Genomic DNA, 15,021 nt, shown 5'->3' with positions numbered 1-15,021 from the left:
TATTTTAAGGGAAAGCATCCCGTTATTAACACTTGCCGGCTCATTGCTGGTTGGTATGTTAATCGCGGGGCTTTCCCTTTTTTCATGCTGAAAAGGAGAGAATAATATGCAATTCATATCTAAGCTGGCTAAAGGACAGATCATCGGCGATCGGTATAGAATTATAGAATTGCTGGGAACAGGCGGGATGAGTTATGTGTATTTGGCTGAGGATTTGCGGCTGCCAGGTCAGCGCTGGGCGGTTAAAGAAAACGTGATTTCAGGAGAATTGTATCGAGATGTGATCGCAGAGGCAGAGCTGCTCATCTCATTGAACCATCACCGACTGCCGCGAATCGTTGATTTCTATCGTCCGGACGAGGACGGTTATGCTTATCTTATAATGGATTACATTGAGGGTGTAACCTTAAGCCAACTTATGACGGTTAATTCAGGACCTCCGCCAGCTGAACTAATCTTGTCTTTAGCTAGACAATTGCTAGAGGTGCTGCAATACCTGCATGGGCAGCATCCGCCGATTGTTTACCGTGATCTGAAGCCTGCCAACGTTATGCTGACCTATGAGGATGAGTTGGTATTGATCGATTTTGGGATTGCCCGCAGTTATCGGAAGGGAGCTAGTGAGGATACAGTCAAACTTGGAACGGTTGGTTTCGCGGCTCCGGAGCAATATGGCAGTGGACAAAGTCAGCCGGCTTCTGATTTATATGCGCTCGGAGCCTTACTGCTCTACATGGCTACCGGAGGCCAATGCAGCAGATGGGAGGCGGGAATGGAAGGCAGGTTGCGCGGGCATATTCCGGATAGATTGATTCCTGTTCTCCGACGGCTGTTGCGTCATCACCCCGAAGAACGATATCAGGATGCAGACACCGTTCAGCAGGTGCTTGAGCCTATAGCAGCTGAATTTGCAGCCAAAGGTAAAGACAAAGCTCAAGTTAAAGTTAAGACGAAACATATTGCGAAGACTAACATAAGTACTGGTGAAGCTGGAAGATCCTTTTTCTCAGATTCAGTTATACAAGCAAAAGGGTGTAACCCAGCAGTAGTTGCCCTGCTCGGAGTAGCTGCGGGTCTTGGAACAACACATACTTCGTTTGCTATTGCCCGTTACCTTTCACAGTTTGGTTCTACAGTGTGGCTGGACCTAAGACCAGATTCACCTATCTATGACCGGATTCGGAGTATGCTTGAGCTCCCTGAAGAAACAGGTTATGACGTTGAAAGCGAAAGTGGTATGCCCTTAATATGGAACGGGGTTCATTATTGGAAACGCCCCGCTCAAGGGAATATTGCAGAGATACTGAAGGGTGATTATCGATATATAGTATTGGATCTGGGTATAGGGGATTATGAGGGAGCCCTAGAGGCATTCGCGAGTAGTGCTGTGCCGATATTGGTGGCTTCAGGTGCTGACTGGAGGCTTGAAGAGACACTGCTCTGGATGCGCCGCAGCGGACTAGCACCCCACCCCAATTGGCGAATAGTTTTACCGATGTCTGGCCGCGCTGCGGTAACCCTTTTGCAGCTCCATTTCGGTGTGGGCAAGGTTTATGCACTTCCACTACAACGAGATCCATTTCTGCCTAAGGGAAAGCTTATTGAGGTTCTGCACGAACTACTGGGTGATATCACTGGATTGCAGATTCGCGGAAAAAGAAGACATTTTTTTCAGAAAAGAACATAATAAAGCTTTCATTGCTTGCAAAAGCCGACTATTCCGCTAAATACCTGTTCTGTGTTGAGCTCACTTGTGATAAAATAGATAATTGTATGTATAATATAATCTCGAAGATTTTAAATATAGATAGGAGCTTGCGGAGAATTTATGAGTTTACTTACAGTAGAAGACGTTTCCCATGATTTTGGGGGCCGTACGTTGTTCAAAGATGTAACCTTTCGTTTGCTGGCCGGCGAGCATGTAGGACTAGTGGGTGCAAATGGGGTCGGCAAGTCAACATTGATGAATATTTTAACAGGAACTCTGTTGAAAGATAGCGGTAAAGTAGAATGGACACCAAGAGTGCGTTTCGGATATCTTGATCAGCATACGTTGCTTACTCCAGGCAAAACCGTACGCGATGTACTTAAGGATGCGTTCTTGCCACTGCTGGACTTGGAGCAGGAAATGCTAGAAATCACGGAGAAAATGGGCGATGCTACGCCTGACGAGCTGGATTTACTGCTGGAGCAAATGGGTGATATTCAGGAACAGCTGGATATCGGCGATTTCTATATGATCGATGTCAAAGTAGAGGATATGGGCAACGGTCTGGGCCTCTCGGCTATAGGTTTGGATCGCGATGTATCTACACTCAGTGGTGGACAACGGACTAAGGTTCTGCTTGCGAAGCTGCTGCTGGAGAAACCAACAGTACTGCTGCTCGATGAGCCTACCAACTATTTGGATGTGGAGCATATCGATTGGCTGACCAACTATTTGAGACAGTACCCGTACGCGTTCATGCTGATCTCCCATGATACTGAATTCATGAATAAAGTTGTGGATATCATTTATCATTTGGAGTTTACGAAGCTGACACGCTACTCAGCCAACTATGAGAAATTCTTGGAAATGGCAGGAATGAACAAATCCGCGCACATTGATGCTTATGAGAAGCAGCAGGAATTTATTAAAAAGCAAGAGGACTTCATTCAGCGGAATAAAGCGCGTCTGTCCACTTCAAGCCGGGCGAAGAGCCGTGAGAAGCAGCTTGACCGGATGGAGCGGATCGATCGTCCTGAGGAAGCTGCGAAGCCGACATTCCAGTTCAAGGAAAGCCGGGCTAGTGCGAAAATGGTCTTCGAAGGCGTGGATTTCGAGATTGGGTATGACCGTCCGCTGCTGCCGAAGCTGAATATGACGATTGAACGCGGCGAGAAGATTGCCATCGTAGGCTGTAATGGTGTGGGTAAATCGACACTGCTGAAATCTATTCTGGGTGTAATTCCAGTTTACAGTGGTAAGACTTATCTCGGTGATTTACTGAATGCTTCGTACTTCGAGCAAGAGGTTAAGGCAGCCAATATTACACCTATTGATGATGTCTGGAATGAATTCTCCAGTCTAACACAGAATGAAGTGCGCTCTCACCTGGCACGCTGCGGACTGAAGAACGATCATATTACACGTCCACTAAGCATGCTCAGTGGGGGGGAACAGGCGAAGGTTCGTCTGTGTAAGCTGTTGATGCGCGAGAGCAACTGGGTTCTGTTTGATGAGCCGACGAATCACCTTGATATCGTGGCCAAGGCAGAGTTGAAACGAGCGTTGAAGGAGTATAAGGGCACGATTCTACTGGTATCCCATGAACCGGAATTTTATGAAGATTGGGTAACCAAAATTTGGGATGTTGAGCAGTGGTCACAACAGTCTGTATAAGTTAATCAGAATCCGGAGAGGAGCAGGTATTACTGCTGCTCTCCGGCTTTTACATATAGGGGGCCTCCAGAATGATCCATAATGAAGAAGGTAAAAAGGCAGCGCCAGCATCCGCAGAAGGACGGGATGGCCGCTATTCGCGGCAGGTTCGGTTTACACCGTTTGGTGCAGAAGGCCAGCTTGGGCTTGCTCGATCCAGTGTGCTAGTGGTAGGCGCTGGTGCGCTGGGCACAGGAATTGCTGAGACGTTGGCCCGTTGTGGTGTTGGGCGTATCATTATTGCGGACCGTGATTATGTGGAGTGGAGCAACTTGCAGCGTCAGCAGCTGTATACGGAGGAAGATGCCAGACAGCGTATGCCGAAGGCTGCTGCAGCCAAGGCAAGACTTCAGCAGATTAACTCTGATATAACGATAGAGGCCCATGTTCTGGATGTGCGTGCAGAAGAGCTGGAGAGCTTGCTGCCGGGAGTGGATCTCATTATGGATGGCACGGATAATTTTGATACCCGATTGATTATCAATGACATGGCCCAGAAGTACAAAATCCCTTGGATTTATGGAGCTTGTGTAGGCAGCTATGGCATCACTTACACGATTCTTCCAGGTGAGACTCCCTGCCTGAATTGTCTGCTCGGTACTGTGCCACTGGGTGGAGATACTTGTGACACGGTCGGCATCCTCCCGCAGGCTGTACAACTGGTCACAGCAAATGGTACGGCCGAGGCGCTTAAACTGTTAGGCGGACGCAGGGAACAGTTGAGAGGCAAACTGCTTACGTTCGACGTATGGCGCAACGAACATCAGGAGATCGGTGTGGGTGCAGCCAAGAAGGAGCATTGTCCTTCATGCGGTAGCCAGCCTATTTATCCGTACCTTACTGCGGCCAATACGGAGCGGAGCGATGTGCTCTGCGGGAGAGATACTGTACAGATCCGTCCAGCCCGGCGTCAGCAGATTAATCTGGAGGAGACGGCCAGCCGTTTATCCCGGATCGAAAATGCTAAGGTAGATAGTAATCCCTATCTGGTATCCTTTAGAGAAGGCGACTATCGTATGGTAATTTTCGCCGACGGTAGGGCATTAATTCATGGAACCAGTGATATTGCGGCTGCGCGCAGCTTTTATCACCGTTATTTTGGGTAATTGAAATCGAGGAGGAGAACAGTATGAACAACGGAACGATCAGACATATAGCTCTATTTACATTAAAATATTCGGCAGGTGCACCGGAGATCCAAGATTTCCTGAAGGATGGAGCAGACATTTTGAGTGTTATCCCGGTTGTGCAGAATTTCGAGGTGCTGCGTCAAGTAAGTGCGAAGTGTGAATATGATTTTGGCTTTTCGATGGAATTCGAGAATCAGGGAGCTTACGAGACATATAATAACCATCCCAGTCATCAGGCTTTTGTGAAGGGACGTTGGGATACAGAGGTTGTGAAATTTCAAGAGATCGATTTAACAAAGTAAATCTAGAGAATGTCTTGTCAGCATTGGGGGAATCCTAGCCTATCTGCGACGGTTTTGCCGGCGCAAGGCTGATCTGGATGCGGGGGATATCCGTGAATGAACGAGTGGTATGGTATGTGTCTGAGCACCGAGAGGAGGAGCATGTTGCTCTTGAACGGGTCTTAGAGGAGCTTGGACTGGAGGCAACAATGAGCGAAGATCTCGAGGATCTTCGCTCATTGCTATCCAGAGTAGAGCCTGTTTTACTGCTAACAGAGCTGCATAATGCAGGTGGATGGGAAGGATGGGACATCATATCCGCTATAAGAGAGGAAGGGATAGTGCTGCCGGTCATAGTTATTTCCGATAACCGTTCCGGTGAAGGGGCTGTGGCGGCTTTTGAAGCGGGAGGTAATGACTATCTGGCGAAACCTGTGCATCTTGGTGAATTCAAATGTAGAATTCTTAATGTATTAGGGCTCACCCGTCGAAGACTTGGACTTCATAATCTACTCAAAATCGATGGATTGATACTCGATCCCAGCCGCCGGCTTGTAAGCCGGGAGGGGAAAGAGATGACCATGACTCCCAAAGAATTTGATCTGCTCTATTATCTCGCAGAAAATCTTGAAGTAGTATGTCCACGGGATGAAATATTGAGGCATATATGGGGATATCACTTCCAAGCAGATACTAATGTTGTCGATGTCTATATCAGGCACCTTCGTCTGAAGGTTGATAAGGGCTACCGTAATAAACTGATTCATACGGTACGCGGGACCGGGTATGTAATGAGGGCGCCAGTAAGCAGCACCACATGCTGATCCCAAATCTCTAATATAGACATAACTCTATGATTAAGAGCTGTTACAGAACGCGGCGGGCCTTCAGGTATGTTCTTTTCCAATTGCCTGAGTTGAGGTCAGAGATAGTTACACCTGGAGATCCGTAGGTGTGCAGAATCTTACCATTGCCAGCATAAACGGCTACGTGCGTTACATTCTTGCCGTTTGCTCTGCTGCCACTGGAGAAAAAGACCAGATCGCCAACGCGAAGACTAGCTTTCGATACAGCTTTGCCAACTTTTGATTGTGCTACAGAAGAACGGGGCAGATTAACACCATATTTACTAAAAATATATTTCATGAACGAAGAGCAATCGAAAGATCGGGTTGTTGAAGTAGATGCCCCGAATACGTAGCGGACTCCCATATATTTTTTGCCGAGATTAACAATTGCTTGTCCTGTTGAAGAAGTAACGGATGCTGCTGCAACGGGTGCTGTGCCAGCTCCAGTTGCCATCAGAGTACTCATTCCAATCGTAGTACACATTCCTACTACAATTGCTTTTTTAAACCATTGGTGCTTTATCATGCTGTAATACCTCCCAGGTTTGTTAGTATGATTATCTGTCTATCTTGCTAGCTTGCCTGATTCGTAGTATAGCAGGTTCTCTATGCCCTAAATATTGGTTAAGAGGCTCCAAATGCAGGCTGAGCCTAGGTTGTAAGCGTTATATTAAAATTTCATTAAAAGTTACAAAATTTTAATATTTACATGATTCCGAAAAAAATAAAGCCGATAAATCCTTCAACAGCAAAGGATTACCGACTTTTTGAATTTTAAACAAAGGTTACAACGATGTATCCGAATGATTATGTACTTAGTCCTTACTCTGAATAATAAGCAGCAATCCACTCTCAATGGTGACTGTACCCACTGGCGCTGCTAGCTTATTGCTTACTCCGAGCGATTGTCCAAGTTTCAGGGTGGCGTCAGTCAGCGGATATTGAAAACCCTGAAGCGTAATTCCAGTCACTTCTGGAGTTAAGGGCAGTAGAGATACATAAGTATATCCCCGCTCTTCAACGAGGGCCTGTGAGCCTGTAAGGGTTACATAGTTATGGGAATCCATTACAGAGCAGCTAACTTGCCGTTGAAGTGCACGCGTCATCATTTGAATGCTCGCTAGCGTATGGTCAATTCTTGTCCCTGTTACACCCAACATTAATATGAATTCAGGCTGGGTATTCAACGCCAGATCAAGCGCCATCTCACTATCTGTTAAATCTTTGTTTACTGCATCGCAAGTAATGGTCTCTCTACTTCCAGATTGAATCTCTTCAAACGTACCCGGCGGGATGGAGTCAAAATCACCAACTGAAATATCAGGGGTATATCCGTGGGTAATCAGGAACAAGGCTCCCCGATCCGCACCGATAATAAAATCTTCTTCATCTAATAGGGTCAAATACTCCGGAGACAGTTCTCCGCCAGCAAAAATAACGACTCGTTTGGACGGCATAACAATCCTCTCCTTTACTTAGATCTATAGTTTGTCATCCTGTCCAAGTATAATGCAGATTGAAAAGTTGTACAATTGACTTAGACAGCGCTAAAATGATTAGTGTAAGAAAGTTATTGTAGAATATTGTAATCTTAATAGGGAAAAACGGCCTGGAGGTGAAAGAGATCGTAAGAGTGCTTTTTGTATGTCTCGGCAATATTTGTCGTTCGCCCATGGCTGAAGCTGTTCTGCGTCACAAAATTAATGAACGCGATCTATCGCAGGCAATTATCGTTGACTCTGCTGGGACTGGAGACTGGCATATTGGCAAAGTGCCACATGAGGGGACTCGGCATATCCTTGATCAAAATGGGATCGGATATAAAGATATGACGGCCCGCCTAGTGATTAGTGATGACTTTCAAAAGTTTGATTATATTGTCTGCATGGACAGATCAAATGGGGATAATGTACGCAAGCTCCCCGGCGGAGAGCAAGCCAAGCTGTTGTTCTTTATGGACTTGCTGCCCGAGGAAGAACTGCGGGAAGTACCGGACCCTTATTTTACAGGAAATTTCGAGCAAGTATATGATTTGATTAATGCTGGCTGTGATGTGCTTTTGGAGAAAATAATCAAAGAGAATTTGAAAGCGTGATCACTGGGAATAACGTACATACTGTTCTTAAGATGTTCACTTTTTCCTTCTATCAATGAGCCTTTAAGTGTTTAAGAAATAGAGTAATGATTCTGAGAGTTCATTCTGCCAGAAACCCCAGAGGTGGCGTCCGTCCTTTTCTCGGTAAGAAACAGTCGCTCCGCGTGACTCCAGCAAAGCCTTGGTTTCGCGGTTCATTTCAACAAAATTGTAGATTCCGGTATCGGTCTTGTAATCCGTTTCCTGCAATCCAACTACCATGTTGATGTTAAGCCAGGAGAGATCCTCTTCCTGAGCCAACATTTCACGGGATTCAGGATAAAATGCACCGGAAAGGCTCAGTATGCGATTGAAAATGGACGGATAAGCCAAGGCGAGATGAAGTGAAACACTGCCTCCGAGCGAATCTCCGGCAAGGATGCGTTCAGCAGGGGTGCGGCGCACTGGATAATTGTGTTCAATGTAGGGAATAATCTCTTCGCCAAAGCAAGAGAGGTACTGCTTGAACCGGCTGCCAAAAGGAGCATATTCTTGCGTCCTAACTGCAACGTCTACTTCAACACCTACAATAATAAAGGGTTCGATGTCTTCTTCGAGAATCAGGCGTCCTGCCAGCGTGGCTATACGGCCAAAGTTGAAGAACTCCTCACCGTCCTGGCAATAGACAACAGGATAACTAAGAACTTCGTTGTAGCCAGGCGGGAGGTAGATGCGTAGCTTTCGGTCCTCTTGTAGGTGTTCGCTCCAGATGGTTTGCTTAACAATTGTACGTTTCAGAAAAACAGGTTCGCTCATAGTTGTTTCCTCAGCTTTCTTGTCGATTTTTGCAATAGTTCTAGCATTACGTTAAAATTATTCCAGCGTCAAGTGTGTCATATGTCATTTACTCGTCGAGAAAAATGTTATCTGTTATACAATAATCATTCATCTGTTATACATACAAAATATATGGAAACATAAATTTTATACGTATTCCTTTGACGAAATGGACAAAACAGGTGTATAATAATATTATAACAGAGGCAGCTGATATTCAAATATTTTTATTGAGGTGAAGATAATGAGCAAAGTTCCTTATGAAGTGTATACAGAGGATGTGGAGGCTCTTTCGGTGCTTTCTCCGGAAGGTGAAATTATCAATAAAGATAAAATGCCTACACTTACTGACGATCAATTGAAAGAAATTATGTTCAGAATGGTGTTTACCCGTACTTGGGATGATCGCGCAGTTAATCTGGGTCGTCAAGGCCGTCTGGGTTTCTATGCACCGGTATCCGGTCAGGAAGCAACGATGGTGGGTAGTGAATTCGCTTTGGAGAAAGAAGATTTCGTCTGCCCGGGTTACCGCGACATTCCGCAGCTCGTCTGGCACGGACTTCCATTATACCAAGCTTTCTTGTATTCTCGCGGCCACCAGCATGGTGGAGAAATTCCTGAAGGTGTAAATGTGCTGATGCCTCAGATTATCATTGGTGCGCAGATTTTGCACGCTACAGGGATCGCAATGGGCTTCAAACTGAAGAAACAGAAGAGTGTTGCAATTGCCTATACAGGTGATGGCGGTTCCTCCGAAGGTGATTTCTATGAAGGTATGAACTTTGCAGGACGCTTCAAACTGCCAGTTATCTTCTTTGTTCAAAATAATGGTTATGCGATTACGACACCGTTTGCTAAACAAACGGCTGCCAAATCGATCGCTCACAAAGCTATTGCAGCGGGTATTCCCGGTGTCAAAGTTGATGGTATGGACATCTTTGCAGTTATCAGTGCAGTACAAGACGCTGCAGTACGCGCTCGTAATGGCGAAGGCGCAACACTGATTGAAGCTGTGACTTACCGTTTCCGCCCACATTCCCTTTCTGACGATGCCAGTAAATATCGTTCTAAAGAAGAAGAAGGACAATGGAACGAGAAGGACCCAATCGCCCGTCTTGCCAAGTACTTGGAGAAGAAAGGCCTTTGGACTGATGAAGATACAGCACGTGTGAGAGAAGAAGCAAAAGCAACTGTAAATGAGCAGATTAAAAAAGCAGAGCAAACACCGAAAATGACCATTTCCGGTCTGATTGATACGATGTACGAAACAACTCCACAGTATCTGGAAGAGCAAAAAGCCGATTTTGAATAAGGGGGATAACAGGCAATGGCACAAATGAATATGAAAGAAGCGATCCGCGACGCAATGCGCGTTGAACTGAATCGTGACCCTAACGTTCTTATCTTCGGAGAGGATGTAGGTAATGTAGGTGGCGTATTCCGTGTAACGGAAGGGCTGCAGAAGGAATTTGGCGAAGATCGTGTATTTGATACACCGCTGGCAGAATCCGCAATCGGCGGTTTGGCCGTGGGTCTTGGTATACAGGGTTTCCGTCCGATCGCCGAGATTCAGTTCGTAGGTTTCATTTTTGAAGCTCTTGATCAGATCGTCATCCAGGCCGCGCGCTTGCGCTGGCGTTCAGGCGGTAAATATAACGCACCAATCGTTTTCCGCACACCTTTTGGCGGTGGGGTTAAGGCTGCTGAACTACACACCGATTCCCTGGAAGGTTTGATTGCTCAAAGTCCAGGTATCAAAGTAGTCATTCCGTCCAATCCTTATGATGCAAAAGGACTGTTGATCGCGGCTATCCGTGACAATGATCCTGTATTCTTCATGGAGCATTTGAACTTGTACCATGCATTCCGCGCTGAAGTGCCGGAAGGCGAATATACCATTGAGCTTGGTAAAGCGAACATTGTTCGTGAAGGCACTGACGTCACCATTGTTACCTACGGCCTGATGGTACATACATCTACCAAAGCGGCCGAGCAGCTTGAAAAAGAGGGCATCAGTGTTGAGATCATTGATCTGCGCACGGTTAGTCCTATCGATATCGATACGATCATGACTTCTGTAAAGAAAACCAATCGTGTCATTGTTGTACAGGAAGCACAGAAGAGTGCAGGCGTAGCTGCTGAAGTTATCGCACAAATTAATGAAAAAGGCATACTCCATCTGGAAGCTCCAGTCCTTCGTATTGCAGGTCCTGATACCGTGTATCCGTTCGCGCAAATCGAAGATACCTGGCTCCCTAACCCTGCACGTATTATTGCAGGCGTGAAGAAAGTTATGGAATTTTAATAAACTATTAACATGAAGTGAATGCTTACAAAATTTTTGGGAGGTTTTCGAGTTGGCAAAATTTGAGTACCGGTTCCCTGAACTAGGTGAAGGCCTGCATGAAGGCGAAATCATCAAAATGCACATCAAGGCCGGAGATAAAGTAACTGACGATGATATTGTTATGGAAGTTCAGAATGATAAAGCAGTAGTAGAAGTACCTTGTCCGGTAAACGGCACGGTGCTAGAAGTATTGACTAAGGATGGACAGGTTTGCCGTGTTGGTGACGTAGTGGCTATTATTGATGCTGAGGGCGATGTTCCTGAACAGGAAGCTCCGGCTGGAGACCACGGTTCCCAAGAAGCGGATGCCGCAAAAGGAAGCGCAGATACCACTTCTTCCCCAGCAGCAACGAGTCCTGCAGACGCTAAAGAAGGCGGAGCAGCAGTTTCAGCCGTACCGGCGCCTGACCGTGATGTTCTGGCAACGCCAAGTGTCCGTAAATTTGCCCGCGATCAAAGTGTAGACATTTCGAAAGTGAATGGCAGCGGCAAAAATGGCAAAATCACTCACGAAGATGTTGAAGCCTTCTTGAGCGGTGGTTCAGCACCTGCTGCAGCAGTTACAGCAACTGAAGCAGCAGCTCCTAAAACAGAAACAAAAGCAGCAGTATCTGCACCAGCCGCTGGCAATGTGAGTCTTGAAGAAGAACGTGTACCGTTCAAGGGCATTCGCAAAGCTATCGCTAATGCTATGGTTAAATCGGCTTACACAGCACCACATGTTACCATCATGGATGAAGTAGACGTAACTGAACTGGTTGCTTTCCGTACCCGTATGAAACCAGTTGCTGAGAAAAAAGGCGTCAAGGTAACCTACCTTCCGTTTATCGTCAAAGCACTCGTGGCAGCTTCCCGTCAATTCCCTGCGCTTAATGCCATGATTGATGAAGAATCCAATGAAATTGTCTATAAGAAATATTACAATATCGGTATCGCTACCGATACAGATAACGGCTTGATTGTTCCAGTTATCAAGGATGCTGACCGTAAGAGCATCTGGATGATCGCCAGCAGCATCAGCGACCTGGCTTTGCGTGGACGCGATGGCAAGCTTGCTTCGCATGAAATGAAAGGCAGTACGATCTCGATCAGCAACATCGGCTCTGCCGGCGGTATGTTCTTCACCCCAATCATTAATTTCCCGGAAGTGGCTATCCTCGGAACCGGCCGCATCACGGAGAAACCAGTTGTGAAGAATGGCGAAATCGTAGCGGCTCCTGTAATGGCCTTGTCCCTGAGCTTTGATCACCGTATTATTGATGGCGCAACAGCACAGAACTTCATGAACTACATCAAAATGCTGCTTGCTAATCCTGATATGCTAGTTATGGAGGTGTAACATATGGTAGTTGGAGATGCTTCACTCGATATTGATACTTTGATTATTGGTGCAGGTCCTGGTGGGTATGTGGCAGCTATTCGTGCCGCACAGCTCGGTCAGAAAGTTATAATCGTGGATAAATCGGAAGTCGGCGGCGTGTGCTTAAACCGTGGTTGTATTCCTTCCAAAGCGCTGATTGCTGCAGCACATCAATACGAATCTGCTCAACATGGTGTAGTGTTCGGTGTTACTGCTGAGAACGTTAAGGTGGATTTCGCCAAGACTCAAGAATTTAAGAACAGCGTTGTCAAAAGAATGACCAGCGGTGTGTCCAGCCTCTTAAAAGGCAACAAAATAGAAGTGTTCAACGGTGAGTGCATGTTCATCAGCGACACGGAAGCACGTGTATTCAATGAACATGAATCCCCACGTTACCGTTTCAAGAACTGTATCATTGCGACCGGATCACGCCCGATCGAGCTTAAGCCTTTTCCATTCGGGGGCCGTATTCTTTCCTCGACCGAAGCGCTTGAACTTCCGGAAATTCCGAAGAGCATGATCGTTATCGGCGGCGGATATATCGGCGCTGAACTTGGCCAAATGTACTCCAAATTCGGCACTAAAGTAACAATTATTGAAGGTCTGGATACTGTTCTGCCAGGCTTCGATAAGGATATGACTCGTCTGGTTGCCAAGAACATGGCTAAGACTGGCATCGAAATCGTCACTAATGCCAAAGCTGAAAGTGCTGTACAGAATGACAAGGAAGTAACCGTGAAATACTCCGTTGGCGGCGAAGCCAAAGAAGTTACTGCGGAATACCTGCTTGTTACTGTCGGCCGTCGTCCGAATACAGATGGCGAGCTGGGTCTGGATTTGATCGGTCTGGAACTTGACGAACGTGGATTGATTAAGGTTGACCATCAGGGTCGCACTAGCATTCCACATATCTATGCTATCGGGGATATTGTTCCTGGTCTGGCATTGGCTCACAAAGCTTCTTACGAAGGTAAAATCGCTGCAGAAGCGATCTCTGGACACAAATCTGTGGTTGACTACAAAGTTATCCCGGCTGTCGTGTTCACCGATCCTGAATGCTCTAGCGTAGGCCTGACTGAGAAAGAAGCGAAGGACAAAGGCTTTAAAGTGAAGAGTGGCAAGTTCCCGTTCGCTGGTAACGGCCGCGCAGTTTCTTTAAACGCTCCTGATGGCTTTATCAGACTTGTAGCTAACGAAGAGAACAATCTGGTTCTCGGCGCGCAAATCGTCGGTATTGAAGCTTCCAATCTGATTGCTGAGCTGGGTCTGGCGATTGAAATGGGCGCAACGCTTGAAGATATCGCTTTGACTATCCATGCCCATCCAACCCTTGGCGAAATTGTCATGGAAGCAGCTGAGCTGGTAGAAGGCCATCCAATTCATGTGATGAAATAAATGCTTTAGTAAACTTTATGAGGTTGTCCCGATGCCAGTAGTGGCTAGGGGCAGCCTTTTTTTAAATATAAGAGTTTATAGGTTGCACACGACAATTTATCCTTATATTTCTCGAAGAAACGGATACCGTCTATTTAAAGGACGGCGATTCCGTTTCTTCTTAAGTGACTTACTGAGAGTTGATTCCTAATATTGTGATTGATATACTGTAAAGCAGCAATAAATGATCCTTAAACGCAAATTACATTTCTAAGGAAGGGGTGATATTGTGTTTATAATTCGTGCTACACAGAAGCTGCTTAAAGAACTAAATGTTGAACCGACAAAGGTGGATATCTCGGCACCTTTTAATAGTTGGCATGCGAATATCTTTCTGCATAAACGCAAGAAGAATATAGTTTTTATGAATGATCTCTCGCGAGTCAGTCTCTCTATATTTGGAATTAAAAAGGTGCAGTATAAGCACCTTCATGATATCTTTAGGCAAGAATTAAGGCTCTATTTATTAAGTGAAGGTATTAAAGCACAATGGATAGATTCCTATCTAGAAGAAGCGGAGAAGCTTGTTTATTCGACTACCAATAATCGAAGCGTAATAGGAACAATGGTTGAAATTACTTTTATAATATGTGGAGATTATAGTGATTTCTCTGATACTTTGGAACAAAATCAATGGAATAATCGCTTTATCTATAAAGCAAATGATTATCAACATCCTATAGAAGTATTTAAGGCGGAAATTGCGAGAAAGTACCAATGATGCTGTATAGGCTAAGCATCTTTTATAGATAATCTGCAATACATAGATTATATTAACAATATGGAATAGCGGCGTACAGAACAGAAGATGGAATTAAGCCAAACCACATAACATCAATAATAAATTAATGAAATGGAGTGTGCTGTTATGGGATCATGGGGTTATGGGATTTTTGAGAACGATGATGTATTGGATTGGAAAGCGGAATTATTGGAAACGAAGGGCTTAGATTTTATTGAAGCAACGCTTGATAATGTGATTAAAGCAGATTATATAGAAGCGGATTTATCATCAAATGGTCTAGGTGCAATCGAGATTGTCGCAGCTTTACAGGGTAAACCGGGCGTGGAAATCAGGAATAAAAACATATATGTGGAAGGTTTGGATGGATGGATTAAATTGTATGCAGGTCAAGGTGAGGGTCTAATCGAAGCCGCCAAAATAGCGGTTAAAAGAATTAAAACAGACTCTGAGTTAAAGGAATTATGGGAAGATTCGGATGAATTTGCTGAGTGGCTAAAAGTGGTTAGAGAACTGGAAGGTCGCCTGTCGACCATTTAAAGGAGGC

Annotated in this window: 15 protein-coding genes; 12 read left to right on the top strand and 3 right to left on the bottom strand. The window is 45.5% G+C overall.

The features are described 5' to 3' along the window. Positions 1-106 precede the first annotated feature (106 nt). The 5 genes from GJB61_RS16290 to GJB61_RS16270 all read left to right on the top strand — a co-directional run bounded on the left by GJB61_RS16290 (position 107) and on the right by GJB61_RS16270 (position 5,656). Positions 107-1,687 (top strand): serine/threonine protein kinase, encoded by a 1,581-nt coding sequence (locus GJB61_RS16290; protein ID WP_154119764.1) that lies wholly within the window; start codon positions 107-109, stop codon positions 1,685-1,687. Positions 1,688-1,828: 141 nt separating this feature from the next. Beyond that, entirely contained in the window at positions 1,829-3,382 is a 1,554-nt protein-coding gene (locus GJB61_RS16285; RefSeq protein WP_154119762.1) for an ABC-F family ATP-binding cassette domain-containing protein, read from the top strand. Between the two features lie 71 nt (positions 3,383-3,453). Then, complete coding sequence (locus GJB61_RS16280) at positions 3,454-4,527, top strand: ThiF family adenylyltransferase (protein ID WP_154119760.1); 1,074 nt, start codon at positions 3,454-3,456, stop codon at positions 4,525-4,527. Between the two features lie 23 nt (positions 4,528-4,550). Next, the gene (locus tag GJB61_RS16275; RefSeq protein WP_154119759.1) at positions 4,551-4,853 is read left to right on the top strand and encodes a Dabb family protein; all 303 of its coding nucleotides are present in this window, start codon (positions 4,551-4,553) and stop codon (positions 4,851-4,853) included. Positions 4,854-4,945: 92 nt separating this feature from the next. Continuing rightward, on the top strand, positions 4,946-5,656 hold the full coding sequence (locus GJB61_RS16270) for a winged helix-turn-helix domain-containing protein (protein WP_195724356.1): 711 nt from the start codon (positions 4,946-4,948) through the stop codon (positions 5,654-5,656). Positions 5,657-5,699: 43 nt separating this feature from the next. Here GJB61_RS16270 and GJB61_RS16265 read toward each other — a convergent pair whose 3' ends face one another. Both GJB61_RS16265 and GJB61_RS16260 read right to left on the bottom strand, forming a co-directional pair. After that, positions 5,700-6,206: a C40 family peptidase gene (locus GJB61_RS16265; protein WP_154119755.1), complete on the bottom strand. Its 507-nt coding sequence runs from the start codon at positions 6,204-6,206 to the stop codon at positions 5,700-5,702. A gap of 289 nt (positions 6,207-6,495) precedes the next feature. Next, positions 6,496-7,137, bottom strand: coding sequence for a thiamine diphosphokinase (locus GJB61_RS16260; RefSeq protein WP_154119753.1), 642 nt, complete (start codon positions 7,135-7,137; stop codon positions 6,496-6,498). 167 nt (positions 7,138-7,304) lie between these two features. Here GJB61_RS16260 and GJB61_RS16255 point away from each other — a divergent pair, with 167 nt between their 5' ends. After that, a complete protein-coding gene (locus tag GJB61_RS16255) occupies positions 7,305-7,775 on the top strand; it encodes a low molecular weight protein-tyrosine-phosphatase (RefSeq protein ID WP_338115893.1) in 471 nt (156 codons plus the stop codon). 63 nt (positions 7,776-7,838) lie between these two features. On the opposite strand, the gene GJB61_RS16250 is transcribed toward GJB61_RS16255, so the two are convergent. Next, positions 7,839-8,570, bottom strand: a complete 732-nt coding sequence (locus GJB61_RS16250; protein WP_154119751.1) for an alpha/beta hydrolase — start codon at positions 8,568-8,570, stop codon at positions 7,839-7,841. Positions 8,571-8,835: 265 nt separating this feature from the next. Between GJB61_RS16250 and pdhA the strand changes: the two genes are divergently transcribed. The 6 genes from pdhA to GJB61_RS16220 all read left to right on the top strand — a co-directional run bounded on the left by pdhA (position 8,836) and on the right by GJB61_RS16220 (position 15,014). Continuing rightward, positions 8,836-9,903, top strand: a complete 1,068-nt coding sequence (gene pdhA / locus GJB61_RS16245) for a pyruvate dehydrogenase (acetyl-transferring) E1 component subunit alpha (RefSeq protein WP_154119749.1) — start codon at positions 8,836-8,838, stop codon at positions 9,901-9,903. 15 nt (positions 9,904-9,918) lie between these two features. After that, entirely contained in the window at positions 9,919-10,896 is a 978-nt protein-coding gene (locus tag GJB61_RS16240) for an alpha-ketoacid dehydrogenase subunit beta (protein WP_154119747.1), read from the top strand. Between the two features lie 52 nt (positions 10,897-10,948). Then, positions 10,949-12,277 (top strand): dihydrolipoamide acetyltransferase family protein, encoded by a 1,329-nt coding sequence (locus GJB61_RS16235; protein ID WP_154119745.1) that lies wholly within the window; start codon positions 10,949-10,951, stop codon positions 12,275-12,277. Between the two features lie 3 nt (positions 12,278-12,280). Continuing rightward, positions 12,281-13,693 carry a dihydrolipoyl dehydrogenase gene (gene lpdA, locus GJB61_RS16230; protein ID WP_154119743.1) on the top strand — a complete coding sequence of 471 codons (1,413 nt, stop codon included), beginning with the start codon at positions 12,281-12,283 and terminating at the stop codon, positions 13,691-13,693. A gap of 268 nt (positions 13,694-13,961) precedes the next feature. Continuing rightward, positions 13,962-14,453, top strand: a complete 492-nt coding sequence (locus tag GJB61_RS16225) for a DUF6933 domain-containing protein (protein WP_338115878.1) — start codon at positions 13,962-13,964, stop codon at positions 14,451-14,453. 147 nt (positions 14,454-14,600) lie between these two features. Then, positions 14,601-15,014 carry a DUF4259 domain-containing protein gene (locus GJB61_RS16220; protein ID WP_195724355.1) on the top strand — a complete coding sequence of 138 codons (414 nt, stop codon included), beginning with the start codon at positions 14,601-14,603 and terminating at the stop codon, positions 15,012-15,014. Positions 15,015-15,021: the final 7 nt, after the last annotated feature.

The sequence above is a fragment of the Paenibacillus monticola genome (assembly GCF_009664975.1).
Lineage (GTDB): Bacteria > Bacillota > Bacilli > Paenibacillales > Paenibacillaceae > Paenibacillus_AQ > Paenibacillus_AQ monticola.
Note: the sequence above shows the minus strand (reverse complement) of the source record. Positions and strands in the feature narration are given on the sequence as shown.